The organism is Streptomyces sp. NPDC043680 (assembly GCF_056436685.1).
This window is the reverse complement of sequence record NZ_JBWKCE010000001.1, coordinates 362,099-384,316: the sequence shown is the minus strand read 5'-3', so window position 1 is coordinate 384,316 and position 22,218 is coordinate 362,099. Positions and strand designations below refer to the sequence as shown.

Genomic DNA, 22,218 nt, shown 5'->3' with positions numbered 1-22,218 from the left:
GCATGAGCGAAATCCCGGCGGACAGCGTCGTCCGCACGTACATCGACACGCACCGCGCCGCCTTCCTCGACGACCTCGCCGAGTGGCTGCGCATCCCCTCCGTCTCGGCGCAGCCGGAGCACGCGGACGACGTACGGCGCAGCGCCGAGTGGCTCGCCGCGAAGCTCAAGGAGACCGGCTTCCCGGTCGCCGAGATATGGCCGACGCCCGGCGCGCCCGCCGTCTTCGCGGAGTGGCCCAGCGAGGACCCGGACGCGCCCACCGTCCTCGTCTACGGACACCACGACGTGCAGCCCGCCGCCCTGGCCGACGGCTGGCACACCGACCCCTTCGAGCCGGTCGTCCGGGACGGCCGGATGTACGGGCGCGGAGCCGCCGATGACAAGGGCCAGGTGTTCTTCCACACCTTGGGCGTACGGGCCCACCTGGCCGCCACCGGCGCCACCGCTCCCGCCGTGCACCTCAAGCTGCTGGTCGAGGGCGAGGAGGAGTCGGGCTCCCCGAACTTCCGGGCCCTGGTCGAGCGGGAGGCCTCGCGCCTGGCCGCCGACGTCGTGATCGTCTCCGACACCGGCATGTGGTCCGAGACCACCCCCACCGTCTGCACCGGCATGCGCGGCGTCGCCGACTGCGAGATCGACCTGCACGGGCCCGACCAGGACATCCACTCCGGCGCCTTCGGCGGGGCCGTGCCCAATCCGGCCACCGTCGCCGCCCGCCTGGTCGCGGCGCTGCACGACGCCGACGAGCGCGTGACCATCCCCGGCTTCTACGACAACATCGCCGAGCTCACCGACGAGGAGCGGGCGCTGATCGCCGAGCTGCCGTTCGACGAGTCCGAGTGGCTGCGTACGGCCAAGTCCCACGCCACCGCGGGCGAGCGGGGCTACTCCACCCTGGAGCGGGTCTGGGCCCGCCCGACCGCCGAGGTCAACGGCATCGGCGGCGGCTACCAGGGCCCCGGCGGCAAGACCATCGTGCCCGCCTCCGCGCACCTGAAGCTCTCGTTCCGCCTGGTGTCCGGGCAGGACCCGTACGAGGTCGAGGCGGCCGTCAGGGACTGGGTCGCCGCCCGGATCCCGGAGGGGATCCGGCATTCCATCGTGTTCGGCGCCCCCACCCGGCCGTGCCTGACGCCGCTGGACCACCCGGCGCTGCAGTCGGTCGTACGGGCCATGGGCCGCGCCTTCGGCGAGAAGGTCCGCTTCACCCGCGAGGGCGGCTCGGGACCGGCGGCGGACCTCCAGGACGTCCTGGACGCGCCCGTCCTGTTCCTCGGCATCTCCGTGCCGTCCGACGGCTGGCATGCGCCGAACGAGAAGGTCGAGCTGGACCTCCTCCTCAAGGGGGTGGAGACGGCCGCGTACCTGTGGGGTGATCTCGGCGCCCGGGGGAAGCCCGCCTGAGACCACCCCAGCCCGCCCGGGACCGCCGCGCCACAGCGCCACAGCGCCACACGCGGCGTCCCCGGCTCACCACCGTCCACGTTTCACCGAGCCTGCCTGTCTGTCCCACCACCGGGGGAGTTGGAAGTACCTGTGAGCACGCACACCGAGCGCCCTCTCTCGCTCGCCGCGGCCAGCGGAATCGACCGCGCCGCACACCACCGCCTCGACGAGGCCTGGCTCGCCGCCGCCTGGAGCCACCCGACCACGCGCGTCTTCGTCGTCTCCGGCGGCCAGGTCCTGATCGACGACACCCCCGACGGAGAGACCGGGATCGTGATGACCCCGGCCTTCGAGGCCCCGCTCACCGAGACGCACCGGTACTTCCTGGGCACCGACGAGGACGGCGTGCGGTACTTCGCGCTGCAGAAGGACTCGCTGCCGGGCCGGATGGACCAGTCGGCCCGCCCGGCCGGCCTGCGCGAGGCGGGCCTGCTGCTGTCCCCGCGCGACGCCGGGCTGATGGTCCACGCGGTGGCCCTGGAGAACTGGCAGCGGATGCACCGCTTCTGCTCCCGCTGCGGCGAGCGCACGGTCGTCGCGGCGGCCGGGCACATCCGCCGTTGCCCGGGCTGCGGCGCCGAGCACTACCCGCGCACCGACCCGGCCGTGATCATGCTCGTCACCGACGAGCACGACCGGGCCCTGCTGGGCCGCCAGGTGCACTGGCCGGAAGGGCGCTTCTCGACGCTGGCCGGCTTCGTGGAGCCGGGCGAATCGATCGAGCAGTCGGTGGTCCGGGAGGTGTGGGAGGAGGCCGGCGTCAAGGTCGGCGAGGTCGAGTACGTCGCCAGCCAGCCCTGGCCGTTCCCGTACAGCCTGATGCTGGGCTTCACGGCCCGCGCCGTCAGCTCCGAGATCACGGTCGACGGCGAGGAGATCGAGGAGGCCCGCTGGTTCTCCCGCGAGGAGCTGCGCGCGGCGTTCGAGTCGGGCGCGGTGATCCCCCCGTCGGGCATCTCCATCGCGGCCCGCCTGGTGGAACGCTGGTACGGCGAGCCGCTGCCGAAGCCGCTCGCGTAGCGCGCAGGCGTCGTTCGTCACAGCAGAAGGCCCCCGCCGCGGCGGGGGCCTTTCTGGGCTCCGGGTGCGCGGGGCGCGCAGGCGGATCAGCGGGATCAGACGGCGAGGGCCTGCTTGACCTGGGCGAGGCTCGGGTTCGTCATGACCGACTCGCTGCCGGCGGGGGAGACGACGAGCACGGTCGGAACCGTCTGGTTGCCGTTGTTCGCCTTCTCGACGAAAGCGGCGGACTCGGGGTCCAGCTCGATGTTGATCTCGTTGTACGCGATGCCTTCCCGGTCCAGCTGGGTCTTCAGCCGGCGGCAGTAGCCGCACCAGGTCGTGCTGTACATCGTCACGGAACCCGTGTCCTGCATGCTCGCTCCTCTGTGGTCTGGGTGGTCCGAGTACTCGAACGTACGGGAGTGCGGTGCCATTCCCGCACCCGTGGTGCACCGGGTCCGTCAAGTACGACGAATACGGTCGGCCTGTGGACGGATTTCCCGTCCGCCCCGGGCGACCTGGCAGCATGGCGGGGTGACAGCAGCAACGCACTTCCCTTCCCTCCCAGCCGACGCCGAGTCGGCCGACGCGGTGCTCCTGGGCCTGGACCCGGAGCAGCGCGAGGTCGCGACGACCCTGCGCGGGCCGGTGTGCGTCCTGGCGGGCGCCGGGACGGGCAAGACCCGGGCGATCACACACCGCATCGCCTACGGCGTCCGCTCCGGGCGGCTCATGCCGGCCAGTGTGCTTGCCGTCACCTTCACCAACCGCGCCGCCGGCGAGATGCGCGGCCGCCTGCGCTCCCTCGGCGCGGGCGGGGTCCAGGCGCGCACCTTCCACTCCGCCGCCCTGCGCCAGCTCCAGTACTTCTGGCCCAAGGCGATCGGCGGCGAGGTGCCGCGGCTCGTCGAGCGCAAGGTCCAGCTCGTCGCCGAGGCGGGTGCCCGCTGCCGCATCCGGCTCGACCGCGGCGAGCTGCGCGATGTCACCGGCGAGATCGAGTGGGCGAAGGTCACCCAGACCGTACCCGCCGACTATCCGGCGGCCGCGATCAAAGCCGGCCGCGAAGCCCCCCGGGACATGGCGGAGATCGCCCAGATCTACGGGACGTACGAGCAGCTCAAGCGCGACCGCGGCATGATCGACTTCGAGGACGTGCTGCTGCTCACCGTCGGCATCCTGCAGGACCGCCACGACATCGCCGAGCAGATCCGCGCCCAGTACCAGCACTTCGTCGTCGACGAGTACCAGGACGTCAGCCCGCTCCAGCAGCGGCTGCTGGAGCTGTGGCTCGGCGAGCGCGACAGCCTCTGCGTCGTCGGGGACGCCAGCCAGACCATCTACTCCTTCACCGGGGCCACCCCCGACCACCTGCTCAACTTCCGCACCCGCTACCCGCAGGCGACGGTGGTCAAGCTGGTCCGCGACTACCGGTCCACCCCCCAGGTCGTCCACCTCGCCAACGGGCTGCTGCGCCAGGCCAAGGGGCGCGCCGCCGAGCACCGCCTGGAGCTGGTCTCCCAGCGCGAGCCCGGCCCCGACCCGGTCTACGCGGAGTACCCGGACGAGCCCGCCGAGGCCGAGGGCGTCGCCGCGCGGATCCGTGACCTGATCGCGGCCGGCGTCCCGGCCGGCGAGATCGCCGTGCTGTACCGCATCAACGCCCAGTCCGAGGTCTACGAGCAGGCCCTCGCCGACGCCGGCGTCCCGTACCAGCTGCGCGGCGCGGAGCGCTTCTTCGAGCGGAACGAGGTGCAGAAGGCGATCCTCGCGCTGCGCGGCGCCGCCCGCTCCGGCGGGAACGACCCGCTGCTCGACGACGTCGTCGAGCTCGGCTCCCAGGTGCGGGCCGTGCTCAGCTCCACCGGCTGGCCGGCCGAGCCGCCCGCCGGCTCCGGCGCGGTGCGCGAGCAGTGGGAATCCGTGGCGGCGCTGGTCCGGCTCGCCGAGGACTTCTCCCGGGCGCGCCCGGGGGCCACCCTGGCCGACCTGGTGATCGAGCTGGACGAGCGCAGGGCCGCCCAGCACGCTCCGACCGTCCAGGGCGTCACCCTGGCCTCGCTGCATGCGGCGAAGGGCCTGGAGTGGGATGCCGTGTTCCTGGTCGGCCTCACCGACGGCATGGTGCCGATCACCTACGCCAAGACCGACGAGCAGGTCGAGGAGGAGCGTCGGCTCCTGTACGTCGGTGTCACGCGGGCCCGCCACCACCTGACCCTGTCCTGGGCGCTCTCCCGCTCCCCGGGCGGCCGGGCCTCCCGACGTGCCAGCCGCTTCCTGAACGGGCTGCGGCCGGGCTCCGCGCTCCCGGGAAGCCGGGTGGCCGCCGCGGGCGAGCAGCCGGCCCGCAAGCGGGGCCGCCGCGGGCCGGTGCGCTGCCGGGTCTGCGGCAAGACCCTGACCGAGGCCGGCGAGCTGAAGCTGATGCGCTGCGAGGACTGCCCGTCGGACATGGACGAGGGCCTTTACGAGCGGCTGCGGGAGTGGCGCGCGGACCGGTCGAAGGAGCAGGGACTGCCCCCATACTGCGTCTTCACGGACAAGACGCTCATGGCCATCGCGGAGGCCGCGCCGTCCGAGGCGGGAGAGCTCTCGATGATCTCGGGAGTGGGCGGCCGCAAGCTTGACCGGTACGGAGCCGAGGTGTTGGCCATCTGTGCAGGTCAGGCGCCTGGGGGTGCGGATGCTGACGACGCGTAGAAACTCGTCGGAAAAATAGTTTGCACATGCCCAGCGGATCCCCATAGGTTCTTAGCAACGGAAACGGTGGCTTCTTCGAAGCCCTGGATCCGTGCTGTACTTATCCGAATACGCATGGGACGGGCCCTCGGGCCCAGCTCCCCGAGACGCCGAGAGGAGGCGAGACCAGTGACCAGCTTCATCACCAGCACCAAAATGACCGATCGCTCGGTTGCCGCCTCCTGCCTGCTCGGCTCCTCCGCTTCGCTCCTGGGTACCGGTCTGTCCGCGATTTCCGCTGACAGCCGTGCCCTCCTGGCCACGCTTCCCGTGCGTGAGCGGAATGAGCGACCGACCCAGGCACCGGTGGCAGTAGCGGAAGCCCAGGCGCATGGCGCCTATGGCTTCGCGGCCGCAGCCGGTGCCGGATCCCAGACGACGCAGACGAAGCAGCAGCACCACCTGATGTGGGCCTTCCGTGGGCTCGAACCCTGGAGTGATCCAGCCTGATCTGACGATCAGGCCGGCGCCTTCAGGGCCGCGGAACCCCACCCGGGATCCGCGGCCCTTCTGTTTGTCCCCGAATGGGGACGACAGCACGAAGGAGCCTCGGGACTGGCAAGACCAGGTACCAGCCGCCCCCGGCCGAACCGGGCCGGACCGACTAGCCGATCAAGACGAGGAAGAAAACACCGTGCAACTCGAAGCGCACGCCCCGTCCGTACCGCAGACCCAGACGATCTCCCCGCCCGCAGTCCCGGAGGACTCCACCTTGACTCCCCTCACCGCGCTCACCGCGCTCGACGACGCCATCGAGAACCTCGGCGTACCCGTTGCCTGTCGTACCTACGACCCCGAGGTCTTCTTCGCCGAGTCCCCGGCCGACGTCGAGTACGCGAAGTCGCTCTGCCGGACCTGCCCGCTGGTCGAGGCCTGCCTCGCCGGGGCGATCGAGCGCCGCGAGCCCTGGGGTGTCTGGGGTGGCGAGCTGTTCGTCCAGGGCGTGGTCGTAGCCCGCAAGCGTCCCCGTGGCCGCCCGCGCAAGAACCCGGTTGTCGCGGCATGACCGCCATCGGAACCATCGACCGCCCCCTGACGCACGACCCCCTGAAGCAGGCCCCCATGACCGCCCTCACCACGAGCGAGCAGCCGAACGGCTCCGCCACCGCAGACTTCATCACCGCCGGCGCGATCACCTCGCGTCAGAACAGGACCCGCGAAATGCAACTCATCCCAGAAGCCCTGGCCCGTGCCCATATGGACGACCGCATGCGTGAGGCCGACGCCGAGCGTCGCGCCCTGCGCCTGGTCGCCGCCCGCCGCATGCAGCGGCGAGCCGAGCGCGTCTCGCTGCGCGCCCGCCGCGCGCTGGCCATGGCCGTCATGCACTAAGAGCCGAGAACAGCCACCGGGGGGACCGGTCCCGAAGGGACCGGTCCCCCCGGTGCGTTGCGGAAGGGTCCGCGCCCTGCGCGGAGGTATCGTCTGGAGGTGGACCAGCCGACTCCCCACCCTGCCCCGTCGGGACCCCAGGCCGAACCCGTCGTCTGCGCGAGCTGCGGCAAGAAGGCCCCTGACGGCGCCCCGCCCACCTGGACCTGCTCGGTGGAGAACGGGACCAGACAGTTCTTCTGCGTCGACTGCGCGCGGGCCAACCTCCGCGCGATCGAGGGCCGCCTCGACTCCTCCTGGTGGTGAACCGGCCGGCCGGCCGCGGGGCGCGCGGCAGCCGGGACTAATCCCGGTCCTGCACCCGGTCCTCGGACGAGAAGCCCGGGAGCCAGGAGTCCAGTTCGTCCCGCAGCCGCACCGTCGCGCCCAGCTGGCACAGCACCCCGATGGTGCTCAGCGTCACCCGGTGGATCAGCAGGTACGAGGGCGGCAGGTTGATCTGCCGTCCCAACTGGTGTGCGGGGGAACGGGGATCCGCGATCCGAGCCGCCTGGCCGCGCAGCCACGGCCGCGTGAAGGTGAACTCCTCCGCCTCGGCGGGCTCGATGATGGGCTTCAGGTAGTCCAGCACCGCATCCGGATCGAGCTCGATGGACTCGCGTACGAAACCTTCCGCGCACAGGTGCCCGTAGATCCCCTGGGCATCCCCCTCCAGCGTCATCCGCAGCGAGGTACCGATGGGCTTGGGCCAGCCGCCCGGAAGCCGGTCGACGGTGCCGAAGTCCAGCACGCCCAGCCGCGTCCGGCCGTCCGCCCCCTGTATCAGGCGGAAGTTGCCCGGGTGCGGGTCCGCGTGCAGCAGGCCCGTGCGCGCGGGCCCGGAGAAGAGGAACCGGGCCAGCAGCTGTCCGGCGCGGTCGCGCTCCTCCTGGGTGCCGTCGGCTATCACCTCCGACAGCGGGGTGCCTTCCATCCACTCGGTCACCAGCACCTGGTCGCCCTGGTGCACGACATCCGGTACTACCACGTCCGCGTCGCCCTCGAACGCATCGGCGTGCGTCCGCTGCGCCTCCGCTTCGAGCTCGTAGTCCAGCTCCTCCGAGACCCGGTCGCGCAGTTCCTTGATCAAAGGCTTCATGTCCATGCCGGGTATCAGCGGCCCCAGCAGTCCGGCGAACCGGCCCAGTTGCTTCAAGTCGGAGAGGAGTGCCTCTCCGGCGCCCGGATACTGGACCTTGACCGCGACCTGCCGGCCGTCGTGCCAGACCGCCCGGTGCACTTGCCCGATCGAGGCCGCCGCGGCCGGCTTGTCCTCGAACTGCTCGAACAGGTCCCGCCAGTCGGCGCCCAGCCGGTCCGCCAGCACCTGGTGCACCGTCGCCGCGGGAAGCGGCGGCGCCGCCTCCTGCAGCTTGGTCAGCGCCGCCCGGTACGGCCCGGCGACCTCCTCGGGCAGGGCCGACTCGAAGACCGAGAGGGCCTGCCCGAACTTCATGGCACCGCCCTTCAACTCCCCGAGGGTGCGGAACAGCTGGTCGGCGGTGCGCTGTTGGAGCTCGCGCGCCACGATCTCCGCCGACTTGCCCCCGATCCGCTTCCCCAGCCCCCAAGTGACCCGGCCCGCGATGCCGAGCGGCAGCGCGGCCAGCTTGACGGTACGGGTGACCGCCTTCCGGGGAAGATCAGACATACGCCCCTCCAAATCCCAGACAGCTGCGCCCCACAAGGCGTTTCAGCGCGGCGCCCTCGGCCCCTTGCATCCTGTCATGGCCTTCCCGCGCCCCCCTGGCCGAGTCGGCCGCCGGCGGATGGCGGGAACCGGGCCGTCTGCCGGACAGCGTTCACCCCCATGGGACAGCATGGCCGGACAGTGGGTCGAGCAGTGAGCCGAAAGGGCTGCGGATGGCGGTGCGGGGGCCTTCGAGGCAGGAGCTGATCCGACGGCGGCGCTCCAGCGGCTTCATCGGGCGCCAGGGGCAGGTCACGGCGTTCCGCGAGGTCCTGCGGCAACCGCCCCAGGAGGCGGCGCAGTTCCTCTTCCACATCCGCGGCCCGGCCGGCGTCGGCAAGTCCACCCTGGTGCGCCAGCTGGACACCACGGCCCGCGAGGGTGGGGCGATCACTGCCTACGTGGACGAGTCGGTCGCGGACGTGATCGAGACGATGGAGGTCATCAGCGCCCAGTTCACCCAGCAGGGAGCGGCGCTCAAGAACTTCGACAAACTGCTGTCCACCTATCGCCAGCGCCGGCACGAGGCCGATGCCGGGGTCGCCTCGGCCGTGGCCGTGGCCGGGGCGGACGCGGCAGCCGGCGGCGGGCCGTCCCCGTCCCCGTCCAGCGTGATCGCCTCGCAGCTGGGGCTGGTCGGGCTGGGCATGATCCCGGGGGTCGGCGCCTTCACCGGTGCGGTCGACCCGAACCAGCTCGCCGCCGGCGCCGACCGGGTCAAGACCCTCCTCAGCACCCGCCTGCGCAGCCACGGCGATGTCGAGCTGGTGCTGTCCCCCGTGGACGCCCTGGCCCCGGTCTTCCTTGAAGAGCTCGGCGAGGTGGCCCGCAGACATCCGTGGGTCGCGCTGTTCTTCGACACCTATGAGCGCACCGGCCCGATGCTCGACACCTGGCTGCGTGACGTGCTGGTCAGCGACCGCCACGGCGAACTGCCCGCGAACGTACTCGTCACCCTGGCCGGGCAGGCGCCACTGGCCGCCCGCTGCTGGGAGGACTGGCGCGACCTGGTCACCGACTGGCCGCTGGAGGTGTTCACGGACTCCGAAGCCCGCCAACTGCTGACGGGCAAGGGTGTGACGGACGAACGGGTCGTCGAGATGATCCTGCACCTGTCCGGGCGGCTCCCGGTCCTGGTCTCCACCCTGGCCGAGGCCCAGCCCGGCACGGTGGAGGAGATCGGGGACCCCAGCGGCACCGCCGTCGAGCGGTTCCTGAAGTGGGAAACCGACCCCGCCCGCCGAGCCGCAGCCCTGGCCTGTGCCTTTCCCCAGGAGCTGGACGAGGACGTGTACCGGGCTGCCGTCGAGGAAGAGGCCGCCGAACTCTTCGGCTGGCTCCGGTCGATGCCCTTCGTCACCGACCGCTCGGGCCACTGCCGCTACCACGAGGTGGTCCGCAGCACCATGCTGCGCCTGCAGCGCAGGCAGTCCCCGGCCCGCTGGGAGCAGCTGCACACCCGGCTCGCCGGCGCCTTCGGGCAGCGCCGCGCCCGGCTGGAGGAGGCCGCCACCCCGGCCGACGGCTGGTGGTCGGACGAGAGCTGGCGCGGACACCGCCTGCAGGAGACCTACCACCGGCTCTGCGCCGCCCCCCGTGGCGCCATGCCGGCCGCCCTGCGGGAACTCCTCGACGCCTACGACCACGACGTGACCACGCTGCACCGCTGGGTACAGGTGGTGGTCAGGGCCGGCCGCGACACCGAATCCGGCGACCTGACCGGCTGGGGCGAGCGGCTCCAGACGGCCCTGGGCCGGCCCGACCCCGGTACCGCCACCCTGACCCTTCTCCTGACCCGAGCCGGACTCGCCCCCGACGGCCGGTGCCTGGCCCTGACCCTCCGTGCCCGAGACCACCGCAACGCCGGGCGATATCCGCAAGCCTTGACCGACTACGCCCAGGCACTCGCCCTGGATCCCGAAGCCGCCCGCGTCCACTTCGGCCTCGGACGGACGCACGAGCTCATGGAGCGGTACGAGGAGGCGATCGCGGACTACTCGCGCGCGCTCGAACTCAAGCCCGGCGACTTCCTGACGCTGGCCAACCGCGGGGTCTCGTACCGCTTTGCCGAGCGGTTCGAAGAGGCGCTGGCCGATCTCGACCGCGCCGTCGAGCTCGACCCGACCGTGCACTGGGTGCTCACCATCCGCGGGATCGTCCACCAGCTGACGGGACGGCACGAGGAAGCCACGGCGGACTTCACCCGTGCCATGGAGACCGGGGGCGGGAGCGCATGGGCCTGCGTGAACCGGGGGAACACCCACACCCTCGGGGGACGCTATGAGCAGGCGTTGGCGGACTTCGACCATGCCATCGAACTGGCCCCGGACTACTACCCGGCCTTCACCAGCCGCGGGCTCGTGCACCGATACCTGGGGCGGTACGAGGAGGCGCTGGCCGACTTCCGGCGCGCCCTTGAACTGAGGCCCGACAGTGCCTGGGCCCTCGCCTGCAAAGGCGACATCCACCGATCGATGCAGCGGTACGACGAGGCGCTGGCCGACTTCGACCGGGCCATCGAACGCGAGCCGGATTCCAGCTGGGCCCTCACCGGACGGGGTGAGACCTTCCGGTTGATGGCCCGGCACGAGGAGGCATTGGCCGACTTCGACCGGGTCGTCGAGCGCGCCCCGGACGACCACTGGGCTCTCCACCTGCGGGCCTCGCTGCTTGAGAAGCTCGGTCGCTTCGAGGGGGCACTGGCCGACTTCGTGCGCCTCGGCGAGCTCCGTCCCGACGACCACTGGGCAGCCACCAAGCGGGGTGATGTCCATCGCCTGCTGGGCCGGTACGAGGAGGCCTTGGCGGACTACGGCGTGGCCGCCGCACTCCGGCCGGCCAGCGCATCCGCCCTCACCGCCCGAGGACTCACCTACCGTCTGCTCGGCCGGTACGACGAGGCTCTGGCCGACCTCACCCGCGCCACCGGGCTCGAACCGGGCTTCGCCTGGACGCATTACGAGAAGGCCGTCGTGCTGCACGCGCTGCGGCACCCGGATCGGGACGGAGAGCTGGCGCGCACGGTCGAGATCCTCGCCACTGGCGACGCAGGTGACCGTTCCACTTCCGATGTGGGCAATCTCCTGCTTGCGCACTGCCTCTGGCCGAGGTGGGAGCAGGCCGAGCAGAATCTTGCGGAGTTCCTCGGCTGCAATCCGCCTCCTGGGCAGATGCGTGAGATGGTCGCCGCCCTGCGCAGCCTGGCGCTGGTGGTCCCCTCGGCGCAGCCCCGCCTCGAAGCGCTCTGTCGCACCGTCGAGGACAGGATCGCGGAGCCGTCGTAACAGCCTCCTCATGACGGCACCGCCTCTTCCACCGGGACCGCCGCGCCACACGGGCACTCCGGGTCGGGGCGGACGTCCGTGCGCTCCCAGTGCAGCCCCGGGAGGGCCGCCTCCCAGCGGGAGGCGGTGGAGGCCGGGAGTTCGCCGTCGAGGAAGGACAGGGCGTGGGCCGCGGCCAGGCCCGCCACCGCCGTGGACAGGCCCAGGTCGCAGGCTCCGCCGGCCCGGCGGCGGTGCGCCGATCGCCACTGGACCAGCATCCGGGGCCAGGCGGGATCCTGCGCGACCCGGTCCCGCTCCATACAGCCCGCGCAGGCCGTGGCACCCGGCAGCACCAGCGGCCCCACCACTCCCGTGCCCTCCAGCACCCCGGCGTACAGGTGGGGCGTGCCCGTGGCGATCCAGTCGGCGGCCGTGCCCGGATCCGGGGCCCAGGCATGCAGCCCGTCCCGGGGTGCGACCACCACCAGGGCCAACCCGGGCTCGGGGCCCTCGCGCTCCTCGGCCCGCGGCGCGCGCCCCGGAGCCGACGCCCGCACCAGCCCGGCCGCGGCCTCGGCCCGCAGCCGGCCCACGCCGGCCGGTCCCAGCCCGCCCGGGGCCACGTCCCCCGGCTCGACCCGGCCGCCGTCGAGCACTTCGACCCGGCCCACGCCCGCTCCCGCCAGGACCGCCGCGATCACCGCGCCCACCCGGCCGCTGCCGCGCACCTGCACTCTTATCTGCCGGCGCGCCGCAGCCCCCCGCAGGTTGCCCCCCGGTTCGCGGTGGACCAGGGAGAGGGAGCCCAGATCGGGCCCGAGCCGCTCCAGCTCCTTCGGGCGCCGGCGCATGTCCTGGGCCCGTGGGCCGCCCGCCGTGGCGTCGTCGAGCAGCCCGGCCGATGCCAGTCGCCGGACCAGCCCGTCCACCTGGCCCTCCGGCAACCCCATCCCCGCCGCCTCAGCCCGCAGCAGCTCCATCCCCCGCGTCCCGTCGATCCGCTCGATGAGCGATCCGGTCGCCGTGTCCACCGGTTCCAGCACCACCGCATGCGCGGGCGTCACCCCGAACTGCACCGTCTGCAGATCCCGCCAGGCCCTCGCCAGCGCCGGCTTCACCTTCGGATACATGGCCGTCCCCTTGTCAGAATCCCGCTCTGGATTTCCGCTCCTCCGCAGAGTGCCCGCCCCCCGGATTTCCCGTCCGTATTTGTCCACAGGCAAGCCCTATTAGGCATATGAGATGGAGAAATGGTGTGTTTCCTGCGCCACCGCGGAATCGATCATGTTCGAAGCGTGGAGCAGGGGGACTTCGGCCGCGGCGAGCAGGTACGGTCTTGGGCGTGTCCGCCGACCCACCCCAGCGCGCCGTCGAAGTTCGCCGGAGCGCGCGCCGCCGCAGGACCGTATCCGCCTACCGCGAGGGTGACCGTACGGTCGTCCTCATCCCTGCCCGGATGTCGGAGGCGGAGGAGCGGCGCTGGGTGGGCGTGATGCTCGACAAGCTGGCGGCCCAGGAGAACAAGCGCACCCTGGGAGACGGGGAACTCACCGCGCGCGCCGAGCGTTTGTCCGAGCAGTACTTCGGCTCCCGGGCCCGTCCCCGCTCCGTGCGCTGGGTCACCAACCAGAACACCCGCTGGGGCTCCTGCACCCCCGCCGAGGGCAGCATCCGGCTCTCGCACCGCCTCCAGGGGATGCCCGAGTACGTGGTCGACTACGTACTGCTGCACGAGCTGGCCCACCTCCTCGTGCCCGGACACGGGCCGCGTTTCTGGGAGTTGCTGGCGGCCTATCCGCGCACCGAGCGGGCCCGCGGCTATCTGGAGGGAATCGTCGCCGCCGAACGCCTTCCCGCGGTTCCCGCCGCCCGGGGCGAATGACCGCGGCCACACCCCGGGCGGCGGCTGGGACGGGATGTACCGGATCGGTACCGGCTTGGCCGGATGTCGGCAGTTGCGGCTAGCCTGAGCGCCACGCAATTCACTGTCGGGATGGGGGACGGTCGTTACGTATGGCCAGGGAATTCCAACGCGGTCACAAGGCCAGGATCAGCGATCTGACGGCAGGCACGGACCTGTACGTAGGCGTCCAGATCGCCGGGCCGGGACTCGCCATCGACATCAGCTGCTTCGGTCTCGACGCCCATGAGCAGTTGTCGGACGACCGCTACTTCGTCTTCTACAACCAGCCGAAGTCGCCCGAGGAGTCCATCCAGCAGCTCGGCGCCCAGGCCGGTGACACCGAGTCCTTCCGGGTGACGCTGGACCGCATCCCGGCGAACATCCACAAGCTGTCCTTCGCCGCCTCCATCGACGGCCCCGGACAGATGTCGCAGATCGGCCCCGGCTACATCCGCATCGTGGCGGGCGGCGAGGAAGTCGTCCGCTACTCCTTCACCGGTGCGGAGTTCAGCACCGAGCGGGCGCTGATGATCGGCGACTTCTACCTGAAGGACGTGTGGCGCTTCGCCGCCGTGGGCCAGGGCTTCGACGGCGGCCTCGCCGCCCTGCTGGAGAACTTCGGCGGAGAGGTCGCCGAGGAGGAGCAGCCCGCGCAGGCCCAGCCTCCGGCCCAGAGCGGCGCCGCGCCCGGATTCGCCCCGCCGCCGCAGGGCGCCGCTCCCGCGCCGTCCTTCGGCGCCCCGGTCCAGGCCCCCGCCCCGCAGGCGCCCGCCGCCCAGGCGCCTGCCCCGCAACCTCCGGCCCCCGCCCCGCAGTACCAGCAGCCCCCGGCTCCCCCCGGGCCGGCGGCCCCGGTGCACTCGGCGCCCACCATGGTCGCGCCGCTGGGCGCGCCCGCCCCGGCGTACGGTCAGCCGCCCCAGCCTCCGCAGCAGGCCGACCCGCCCTCGTACGGCCAGCTGCCCGGCCACGGCCAGCAGCAGGGTTACGGCCAGCAGCCCGGCTACGGCCAGGTGCCGCCGCCCGCCCCGGCCCCCGCGCCTTACGGCCAGGTCCCCGGCCAGCAGCCGCCCCCGTACGGCCAGCAGCCCGGCTACGGGCAGGTCCCGCCGCACGCAGGCGCCCCGAACGCCGCTGCCCCGCACGCCGCCGGAGCCGGCCTCGCCGCCGCCCTCCAGCCGTACAAGGAAGCCCCCACCGGCGCCCGCTGGACCCCGCAGAACCAGCAGCTCATGCGCGTCGACCTGTCGATGGGCGGCCAGCCCGTCCTCGCCCGTCAGGGCAGCATGGTGCTCTACCAGGGCAAGGTCGACTTCAGCTACAAGGGCGCGGGCTTCGCCGGCCGCATCGTCGGCAACGCCACCGGCCAGGAGATGCAGCTGATGCGCTGCAGCGGCCGCGGTCAGGTCTTCCTCGCCGAGAACGGCGCCCACCTGCACGCCATCGAGCTCCAAGGCGACGGGATCTGCGTCTCCGCCGAGTCCGTCCTCGCCTTCGACGAGTCCCTCCAGCACGAGGTCCGCCGGATCGAAGGCCACGGCATCCCGGGCGGCGCGCTGTTCACCATGCTCTTCCAGGGCACCGGCACGGTGATCGTCAAGACGCACGGCGTGCCCGTCGTCCTGCCCGTCACCCCGACGACCTTCGCCGACAGCAACGCCATCGTCGCGTGGTCCGCCGCCTCGCAGGTGATCGTCTCCAGCCAGGTCCGGCTGCGGCGCAACGCCTACCCCGGCCACAGCGGGGAGACCGTGAACCTCCAGTTCCGCGGCGCCCCCGGCAACTTCATCGTCGTCCAGCCGTACGAGGTCTGAGGGAGCCCGTCATGAACGCAATGAACCAGCAGCTCGCGGGCTACGCCCCCACCCCCGTCACGGCCCGCATGGAGAACCACGGCCGCGCCATGCTCAAGGTCGCCATGCAGAGCGGCCAGGACCTCTTCGCCCGCACCGGATCGATGGTCGCCTACGAGGGCTTCGTCCAGTACGAGCCCAACCCGCCCGCCCTGCGCCAGATGGCCTCGCAGTGGCTCACCGGCGAGGGCGCACCGCTGATGAAGTGCACCGGCGACGGCCTGCTCTACCTCGCCGACTACGGCGCGGACGTCGTCGTCATCAATCTCAACAACGACGCGCTGTCCGTCAACGGCACCAACCTGCTCGCCTTCGACGCCCACCTCCAGTGGGGCGTCGAGCGGGTCAGGGGCATGGCCAAGTTCGCCGGCCAGGGACTCTTCAACGTGCAGATCGCCGGCACCGGCTGGGTCGCGATCACCTCCCGGGGCACCCCGATCGTGGTCGACTGCGGCCGCGGCGAGGACGAGACGTACGTCGACCCGGACGCGCTCGTCGCCTGGTCGCCGAACCTCAAGGTCAAGGGGAAGCGCAGCTTCAAGGCCTCGTCGATGATCGGCCGAGGAAGCGGGGAGGCCTACCAGATGGCCTTCTCCGGCCAGGGCATCGTCGTCGTACAGCCCAGCGAGGACAGCACCGACCGGCTCCGGACCCGGGGCTGAGGGGGAGCGGACACATCATGCAGAGCGCACTTTTCGCCCACGCCGAGGCGCAGTCCCAGGAGCGGTACACCGTGCAGAACCCGCAGCTGCTGCGGGTCACGCTGAGCGGCTCCGACGACGTCCTGGCCCGAAAGGGCGCGATGGTCGCCTACCAGGGGATCATCGACTTCGACGGCGAGTACCAGAACACCACCCAGCGCACCGCCCGCAGCCGCACCGGCGAGGGCCTGGACCTGATGCGCTGCTCCGGGCAGGGCACGGTCTACCTGGCCAACCTCGCCCAGTACGTGCACGTGGTGGACGTGGACCACGACGGCCTCACCGTCGACAGCAGCTACGTGCTGGCGCTGGACTCCACGCTGCACACCGAGGTCATCGCGGTGGACAGCCAGTACGGGATCTCCGGCTCGGGCAAGTACCAGCTCAACATCAGCGGCCGCGGCAAGGTCGCGCTGATGACCTCCGGGCAGCCGCTGATGATGCAGGTCACGCCCGACAAATACGTCAACGCCGACGCCGACGCGATCGTCGCCTGGTCCACCTCGCTGCGCGTGCAGATGCAGGCCCAGACGCACTCCAGCGGCGTCTGGCGGCGGCGCGGCAACACGGGCGAGGGCTGGGAGCTCAGCTTCCTCGGCACCGGTTTCGCGCTGGTGCAGCCCAGCGAGGTGCTGCCGCCGCAGAACGCCCAGCTCGGCCAGGGCGTCGCCGCCCAGTTCGGCATGGGCCAGCACGGCGCCCACGCCCAGAACCAGAACAACGCCTGGAACTGAGCACCACGCATTACCGGCGGCCCACGGGCCGCCATGCAGTGAGGGGCGGCCCGCATCCGCGGGACCGCCCCTCACCCATCCTCCCCAGGGCGTCAGAGCCGCGCCCGGGTCGCCTCCACCAGCCGTACGACCGAGGCGTCGGCCACCGACGCCACCTCCTCGTACGGGAACCAGCGCAGGTCGAGCGACTCCTCGCTGATCTCGGCCAGGGCCCCGGCCGGTGCCAGGGCCGCGTACTGCACGTCCAGGTGCCAGTTGCACGGTGCCGGGATCGGATGCCGGTCCAGCCGCACCGGGCCGCCCGGCAGCAGGCTCAGCCCCGTGCCGATCCCGGACTCCTCGACGGCCTCCCGCAGCGCCGCCGAGGCCAGCGTCGTGTCACCGGGCTCGCAGTGGCCGCCCATCTGGAGCCACATGCCGAGCTTCTTGTGCAGGGTCAGCAGCACGCGCCCCCGCTCCGGGTCGACCACCAGCGCACTGCCGGTGATGTGCCCGGCCGTGCAGGGCTTGTACACCCCGTCGGGATGCGTGCCGAGGTGCTCCAGGTACAGGTCGCGCAGGTCGGGCTGGTCCTCGTAGGACTCCAGGACGCGGACTGCGTCTTCGTGCAGGCTCACTTCTGGTCTTCGCCCTCGCCCTTGCCGTCACCCTGATCCCGCTTCTGCGCGGCCTCTCCGAGCATCTTGTCGATCTCCGAGAAGTCCAGCTGCTCGCGGTGCACGAACCCGTCCGGGTCGTCGAGGTCGGAGGCCGTCGGCAGCATGTCCGGGTGCTCCCACAGCCCGTCGCGGCCCTCCATGCCGCGCGCGTCGGTGAGGGAGGCCCACAGCCGCGAGGCGTCGCGCAGCCGGCGCGGGCGCAGCTCCAGGCCGATCAGGGTCGCGAAGGTCTGCTCCGCCGGTCCGCCCGAGGCGCGCCGCCGGCGCATGGTCTCGCGCATGGCGTCCGCCGAGGTCAGCCGGGGCTTGGCCGCCTCGTGCACGACGGCGTCCACCCAGCCCTCGACCAGCGCGAGGGCCGTCTCCAGGCGGGCCAGGGCCGCCTTCTGCTCCGGGGTGTCCTGCGGCTGGAACATGCCGCCCTGGAGCGCTTCCTGGAGCTGCTCCGGGTTGGTCGGGTCGATCTGGCCGACCACGTCCTCCAGCTTCGAGGTGTCGACCTTGATGCCGCGCGCGTACCCCTCGACCGTGCCGAGCAGGTGCGAACGCAGCCACGGCACGTGCGCGAACAGCCGCGCGTGGGCCGCCTCGCGCAGCGCCAGGTAGAGGCGCACCTCCTCGGAGGGGACGCCGAGGTCCTTGCCGAAGCCCTCGATGTTCAGCGGGAGCAGCGCCGCCTTGCCGGCCGGGCCCAGCGGCAGGCCGATGTCGGTCGAGCCGACGACCTCGCCCGCGAGCACGCCCACGGCCTGCCCGATCTGCTGGCCGAACATGGCCCCGCCCATCGAGCGCATCATGCCGAGCAGCGGGCCCGCCATGGCCTGCATCTCCTCGGGCAGCACATTGCCCATGGCCGCGCCGACGCGCTCGGCGACCGGGTCCACGAGCTCCTTCCACACCGGGAGGGTCGCTTCGACCCACTCGGCGCGGCTCCACGCGACGGCGGTGGTGGCGCCCGAGGGCAGCGAGGTCACCCCGTCCAGCCAGTGGTCGGCGAGGCGTACGGCCTCCTCCACCGCGGACTTCTCGGCGAGGCCGACGCTCGTGTCCTTGACGCCGTCCGCCGTGCCCTGCGCCACGGTCTGGCGGGCGATGTCCTTGGCCATGTCCCAGTTCACGGGACCGCCCTCGTAGCTGAGCATCTGGCCGAGCTGCTGGAAGGCCGCCCCCAGGTCGTTCGGGTTCATCGCGCCGAACATCGCGGCGAAGGGATTGTCCGCACCGCCCGGGCCGCCGGCGCCGCCCGGCAGGCCCATGCCGCCGGGGAACCCGAACGGATTCGGGCCGCCCTGGCCGCCCTGACTGCCCTTCTTCTTGCCCTCGTCGCCGTTCTCCGGCTCCTCCGGCGGAAGGCCGAATCCGAATGGGGTGTCGCTCACGGGTTTCCTCGGCTCGTAGGGCCGCCGGCGGGAGCCGACGGGCGATGGTCCGACAACACCACCCAGCGTAGACACCGGACCCGCTTCCGGGCTCGGTGCTCCACCCACTCCCGCGCTGCGGCAGGATGGACGCCAACTGGTGGGCACGCGTCACGGCGCGTCCCTACTGAAGACAACCGCTGGAGACGCCCCGTGAGTTCCCCAGATCCGCAGCTTCGCCCGCCGCACGACGGCGAAGACCGCCCTGAGCACGGTGACGGCGCCCAGGGCGTTCGCCAGCCGCGAAACCAGTCGGCCCCCCGACGCCCGAGCCCCGTGATCGCCGTCACGGGCGCCGCCTCCGGCGTCGGGGCGGCACTCGTGAACCGCCTGGTCGACTCCGACGAGGTCAAGCAGGTCGTCGCCATCGACGAGCGGCGCGGCGACTGTGCGGCCGCGCAGTGGCACGTCCTGGACGTACGCGACCCGGCGATCGCCGAGAAACTCCGCGGCGCCGACGTGGTGGTCCACCTCGCGCTGGACCTGGACCTGGAGACGGACCCGGCGGCCCGTACCGCGTACAACGTGCGCGGCACCCAGACCGTCCTGACGGCGGCCGCGGCGGCCGGGGTGCACCGGGTCGTGCTCTGCACCTCGGCGATGGTCTACGGGGCCCTGCCGGACAACGACATCCCGCTCTCGGAGGACTCCGAGCTGCGGGCCACGGCCGAGGCGACCGGCGTCGGCGACCTGCTGGAGATCGAGCGGCTCGGCCGCCGGGCCCCGCGTGCGCACCCGGGGCTGAACGTGACCGTGATCCGCCCGGCCGTGCTGGTCGGCGGCACCGACACGGCGCTGACCCGCTACTTCGAGTCCCCGCGCCTGCTGGTGGTGGCCGGATCCCGGCCGACCTGGCAGTTCTGCCATGTCGAGGACCTGGTCAGCGCCCTGGAGTACGCCGCCCTGGAGAAGGTCGAGGGCGAGCTCGCGGTGGGCTGCGAGGGCTGGCTGGAGCAGGAGGAGGTCGAGGAGCTCAGCGGCATCCGCCGGATGGAGCTGCCGTCCGCGGTCGCCCTCGGTGCGGCGGCCCGGCTGCACCGCATCGGCCTCACGCCGTCCCCTGCGGGCGACCTCGCGTACACCATGCACCCCTGGGTGGTCAGCGTCAGCGGCCTGCACGCGGCGGGCTGGCGGCCGCGCTGGACGAACGAGGAGGTGCTGGCCGAGCTCCTGCAGGAGGTCGCGGGCCGGCACACCGTCGCGGGCCGCAGGCTCGGCCGCAAGGACGCCACGGCCGCAGGTGCGGCGGGTGCCACGGTCGCGCTGCTGGGAGCCGCCGCGGTGGTCCGCCGGGCCCGCCGGCGGCGCGGGATCTGACCGCTGCGCTGCCAGGGGCGCGCGCGGTCCTGTAGGAGGCTCCCAAGTGCGGGGGCGCGGCACGGGTGAATCGGCTATTTCGCGACCATGGAGGCTAGGGCACGATGGAAGGCATGGCACCGCACTTCGACCACCCCGGCGAGCAGGCCGCTCCGGACCCGATCCGGCTGCTCCAGATCCGCGAGACCCCGCTGTCGATCGACGAGGTCTTCCAGGCCGTCGGCGACGACGCGACGGGCGGCACGACGCTCTTCGTCGGCACGGTGCGCAACCACGACGGAGGGGCGGACGTCGACTCGCTCGGCTACTCCTGCCACCCGACGGCCGAGGCCGAGATGCGCCGCATCGCCGAGCGCGTCGTGGCGAAGTACCCGGTGCGCGCCCTGGCCGCCGTCCACCGCATCGGCGACCTGTCGGTCGGTGACCTGGCGGTCGTCGTCGCCGTGTCCTGTCCGCACCGCGGGGAGGCCTTCGAGGCCTGCCGCATGCTGATCGACGACCTCAAGCACGAGGTCCCGATCTGGAAGCACCAGACCTTCTCGGACGGCACCGAGGAGTGGGTCGGCGCCTGCTAGGCGATCTTGTCGTTCGCCTGCTGAGGCGACCTCGGCGCGGTCGGCAGGGGGCGGTGCGTGCCCAGCCCGGGGGTCGTTGAAACCCGGTCGGCGGGGCGGTGTACTGTCCCACCCGTTCGGCCGCGCAACACGCCCTCGATTTGCGTAACCCCCCCACGGGCACGAGCGTTGAAGCCACCAACGACACGCACTTCGGGGTAGGGAGGCACGTCCATGGCGTCACTGGCGTGGTTGCTGATTCCGCTGTTCGCCGCGATCGGAGCAGCGATATGGGGCAGCTGGGCGGCCCGCGACCGTACCCAAGGTGACATATCCGAGCTCGCGGGCTACGCGAGGTTCCGTGAAGCCATGGGGAAGGCCGAGCAGAGCAGGGTGAAGGCAGAGGCACACTCCGGTTCCGACGCCGTCTGACGCGTCCCGTACTGTCGATCCATGCCACGCCGCACTGCGACGATGCTCGCCTCCACGCTCATGCTGTTCGCGCTGCTCTGCGCAGGGGTGTTCATCAAGGTTCCGTACTCGGAGATGAGCCCGGGCCCCACGGTGAACACGCTCGGAGACTCGCACGGCGCGCCCGTCATCAGCATCGCGGACCGCAAGACCTATCCGACCAGCGGCCACCTCAACATGACGACCGTCCGCGTCACGGGCGCGGACTACGACATGAACCTGCTGGAAGCGGTCTACGGCTGGCTGTCCGGCGACAACATCGTCGTCCCGCACGAGAACCTCTACCCGGACGGCAAGACGGAAGAGCAGTCCACCCAGGAGAACGCCGAGGAGTTCAGCCAGTCGCAGGAGAGCGCCAAGGTGGCGGCACTCAAGCAGCTGGGCGTCCCGGGAGTCAGCACCCGCGTGGTGGTCTCCTCCGTGGTCAAGGGCAGTCCCGCCGAGGGCAAGCTGCACGCCGGGGACGTGATCCGCGCGGTCGACGGCACCGCGGTCACCGCCCCCGACGACGTGGCCAGGCTCGTCACCAAGCACAAGCCGGGCGAACCGGTCGAGTTCACCCTCGTGCCCGCCGCCGAAGCGGCCGAGGCCGAGAAGACGCACCGCGAGCCCACCGGCTCGACCAAGGTCACCATCACCACCGCCAAGGCGCAGGGCGACGGGCACGCCATCGTCGGCATCCGGGCGGGCACCGACCACACCTTCCCGTTCGCCATCGACATCAAGCTCGCCGACGTCGGCGGCCCCAGCGCGGGCCTGATGTTCTCCCTCGGCATCGTCGACAAGCTCACCCCGGGCGACCTGACCGGCGGGAAGTTCGTCGCGGGCACCGGCACCATCGACGACACGGGCAAGGTCGGCCCCATCGGCGGCATCCAGATGAAGACCATCGGCGCCCGCAACGCCGGCGCCGAGTACTTCCTGACCCCCGCCGAGAACTGCGCCTCGGCCGCCAAGAACGTCCCCGACGGCCTGACCCTGGTGAAGGTCTCCACCATCGGCGACGCCACCCAGGCGCTGGAGAAGATCGGCAAGGGGGACCCGGCCGGGCTGCCGCAGTGCGGCACGCCCTGACCGCTCCCGCAGGGACCG

General features: G+C 72.0%; 21 protein-coding genes. 16 read left to right on the top strand and 5 right to left on the bottom strand.

The window, feature by feature from the left end; genetic code table 11:
• Nucleotides 1-2: 2 nt before the first annotated feature.
• Both AC0666_RS01720 and nudC read left to right on the top strand, forming a co-directional pair.
• Entirely contained in the window at nt 3-1,406 is a 1,404-nt protein-coding gene (locus AC0666_RS01720) for a dipeptidase (protein WP_478706913.1), read from the top strand.
• 120 nt (nt 1,407-1,526) lie between these two features.
• On the top strand, nt 1,527-2,468 hold the full coding sequence (gene nudC / locus AC0666_RS01715; RefSeq protein ID WP_361717696.1) for an NAD(+) diphosphatase: 942 nt from the start codon (nt 1,527-1,529) through the stop codon (nt 2,466-2,468).
• 95 nt (nt 2,469-2,563) lie between these two features.
• Here the strand turns inward: nudC and AC0666_RS01710 are convergent, their stop codons facing one another.
• Nucleotides 2,564-2,824 carry a mycoredoxin gene (locus AC0666_RS01710; RefSeq protein ID WP_356849836.1) on the bottom strand — a complete coding sequence of 87 codons (261 nt, stop codon included), beginning with the start codon at nt 2,822-2,824 and terminating at the stop codon, nt 2,564-2,566.
• Here AC0666_RS01710 and AC0666_RS01705 point away from each other — a divergent pair.
• From AC0666_RS01705 to AC0666_RS01685, 5 genes are all read left to right on the top strand, one after another.
• Nucleotides 2,823-5,150 (top strand): ATP-dependent DNA helicase UvrD2, encoded by a 2,328-nt coding sequence (locus AC0666_RS01705; protein ID WP_478706912.1) that lies wholly within the window; start codon nt 2,823-2,825, stop codon nt 5,148-5,150. The two genes, AC0666_RS01710 and AC0666_RS01705, sit on opposite strands and share 2 nt — an antisense overlap.
• Before the next feature lie 168 nt (nt 5,151-5,318).
• Nucleotides 5,319-5,639, top strand: a complete 321-nt coding sequence (locus AC0666_RS01700) for a hypothetical protein (protein ID WP_361717702.1) — start codon at nt 5,319-5,321, stop codon at nt 5,637-5,639.
• A gap of 184 nt (nt 5,640-5,823) precedes the next feature.
• Nucleotides 5,824-6,195: a WhiB family transcriptional regulator gene (locus AC0666_RS01695; protein ID WP_356849839.1), complete on the top strand. Its 372-nt coding sequence runs from the start codon at nt 5,824-5,826 to the stop codon at nt 6,193-6,195.
• The gene (locus AC0666_RS01690) at nt 6,192-6,521 is read left to right on the top strand and encodes a hypothetical protein (RefSeq protein WP_361717705.1); all 330 of its coding nucleotides are present in this window, start codon (nt 6,192-6,194) and stop codon (nt 6,519-6,521) included. The genes AC0666_RS01695 and AC0666_RS01690 overlap by 4 nt, the downstream gene beginning before the upstream one ends.
• Before the next feature lie 99 nt (nt 6,522-6,620).
• The gene (locus tag AC0666_RS01685) at nt 6,621-6,827 is read left to right on the top strand and encodes a hypothetical protein (RefSeq protein ID WP_468581533.1); all 207 of its coding nucleotides are present in this window, start codon (nt 6,621-6,623) and stop codon (nt 6,825-6,827) included.
• Between the two features lie 37 nt (nt 6,828-6,864).
• On the opposite strand, the gene AC0666_RS01680 is transcribed toward AC0666_RS01685, so the two are convergent.
• Nucleotides 6,865-8,211: an ABC1 kinase family protein gene (locus AC0666_RS01680; protein ID WP_468963225.1), complete on the bottom strand. Its 1,347-nt coding sequence runs from the start codon at nt 8,209-8,211 to the stop codon at nt 6,865-6,867.
• Nucleotides 8,212-8,423: 212 nt separating this feature from the next.
• Here AC0666_RS01680 and AC0666_RS01675 point away from each other — a divergent pair, with 212 nt between their 5' ends.
• Nucleotides 8,424-11,534, top strand: a complete 3,111-nt coding sequence (locus tag AC0666_RS01675) for a tetratricopeptide repeat protein (RefSeq protein WP_478706911.1) — start codon at nt 8,424-8,426, stop codon at nt 11,532-11,534.
• 8 nt (nt 11,535-11,542) lie between these two features.
• Here AC0666_RS01675 and AC0666_RS01670 read toward each other — a convergent pair whose 3' ends face one another.
• A complete protein-coding gene (locus AC0666_RS01670) occupies nt 11,543-12,646 on the bottom strand; it encodes a ThiF family adenylyltransferase (protein ID WP_478706910.1) in 1,104 nt (367 codons plus the stop codon).
• Nucleotides 12,647-12,753: 107 nt separating this feature from the next.
• On the opposite strand from AC0666_RS01670, the gene AC0666_RS01665 reads away from it, so the two are divergent.
• The 4 genes from AC0666_RS01665 (at nt 12,754) to AC0666_RS01650 (ending at nt 16,707) form a co-directional block, all read left to right on the top strand.
• On the top strand, nt 12,754-13,398 hold the full coding sequence (locus tag AC0666_RS01665) for a M48 metallopeptidase family protein (RefSeq protein ID WP_478706909.1): 645 nt from the start codon (nt 12,754-12,756) through the stop codon (nt 13,396-13,398).
• 131 nt (nt 13,399-13,529) lie between these two features.
• Complete coding sequence (locus tag AC0666_RS01660; RefSeq protein ID WP_478706908.1) at nt 13,530-15,233, top strand: TerD family protein; 1,704 nt, start codon at nt 13,530-13,532, stop codon at nt 15,231-15,233.
• Nucleotides 15,234-15,253: 20 nt separating this feature from the next.
• Nucleotides 15,254-15,934 carry an AIM24 family protein gene (locus AC0666_RS01655; RefSeq protein ID WP_478706989.1) on the top strand — a complete coding sequence of 227 codons (681 nt, stop codon included), beginning with the start codon at nt 15,254-15,256 and terminating at the stop codon, nt 15,932-15,934.
• A 17-nt stretch (nt 15,935-15,951) separates the two neighbouring features.
• Entirely contained in the window at nt 15,952-16,707 is a 756-nt protein-coding gene (locus AC0666_RS01650) for an AIM24 family protein (RefSeq protein WP_356849847.1), read from the top strand.
• A 92-nt stretch (nt 16,708-16,799) separates the two neighbouring features.
• Here the strand turns inward: AC0666_RS01650 and AC0666_RS01645 are convergent, their stop codons facing one another.
• Both AC0666_RS01645 and AC0666_RS01640 read right to left on the bottom strand, forming a co-directional pair.
• On the bottom strand, nt 16,800-17,324 hold the full coding sequence (locus tag AC0666_RS01645) for an NUDIX hydrolase (protein ID WP_361717728.1): 525 nt from the start codon (nt 17,322-17,324) through the stop codon (nt 16,800-16,802).
• Nucleotides 17,321-18,745 (bottom strand): zinc-dependent metalloprotease, encoded by a 1,425-nt coding sequence (locus AC0666_RS01640; protein ID WP_478706907.1) that lies wholly within the window; start codon nt 18,743-18,745, stop codon nt 17,321-17,323. The genes AC0666_RS01645 and AC0666_RS01640 overlap by 4 nt, the downstream gene beginning before the upstream one ends.
• Nucleotides 18,746-18,937: 192 nt before the next feature.
• On the opposite strand from AC0666_RS01640, the gene AC0666_RS01635 reads away from it, so the two are divergent.
• From AC0666_RS01635 to AC0666_RS01620, 4 genes are all read left to right on the top strand, one after another.
• Complete coding sequence (locus tag AC0666_RS01635; protein ID WP_361717734.1) at nt 18,938-20,101, top strand: SDR family oxidoreductase; 1,164 nt, start codon at nt 18,938-18,940, stop codon at nt 20,099-20,101.
• Nucleotides 20,102-20,214: 113 nt separating this feature from the next.
• Entirely contained in the window at nt 20,215-20,676 is a 462-nt protein-coding gene (locus AC0666_RS01630) for a molybdenum cofactor biosynthesis protein MoaE (protein ID WP_356849851.1), read from the top strand.
• 213 nt (nt 20,677-20,889) lie between these two features.
• The gene (locus AC0666_RS01625) at nt 20,890-21,087 is read left to right on the top strand and encodes a hypothetical protein (protein ID WP_356849852.1); all 198 of its coding nucleotides are present in this window, start codon (nt 20,890-20,892) and stop codon (nt 21,085-21,087) included.
• A gap of 21 nt (nt 21,088-21,108) precedes the next feature.
• Nucleotides 21,109-22,200 carry a YlbL family protein gene (locus tag AC0666_RS01620; protein ID WP_468963231.1) on the top strand — a complete coding sequence of 364 codons (1,092 nt, stop codon included), beginning with the start codon at nt 21,109-21,111 and terminating at the stop codon, nt 22,198-22,200.
• The last annotated feature ends 18 nt before the right edge of the window (nt 22,201-22,218 follow it).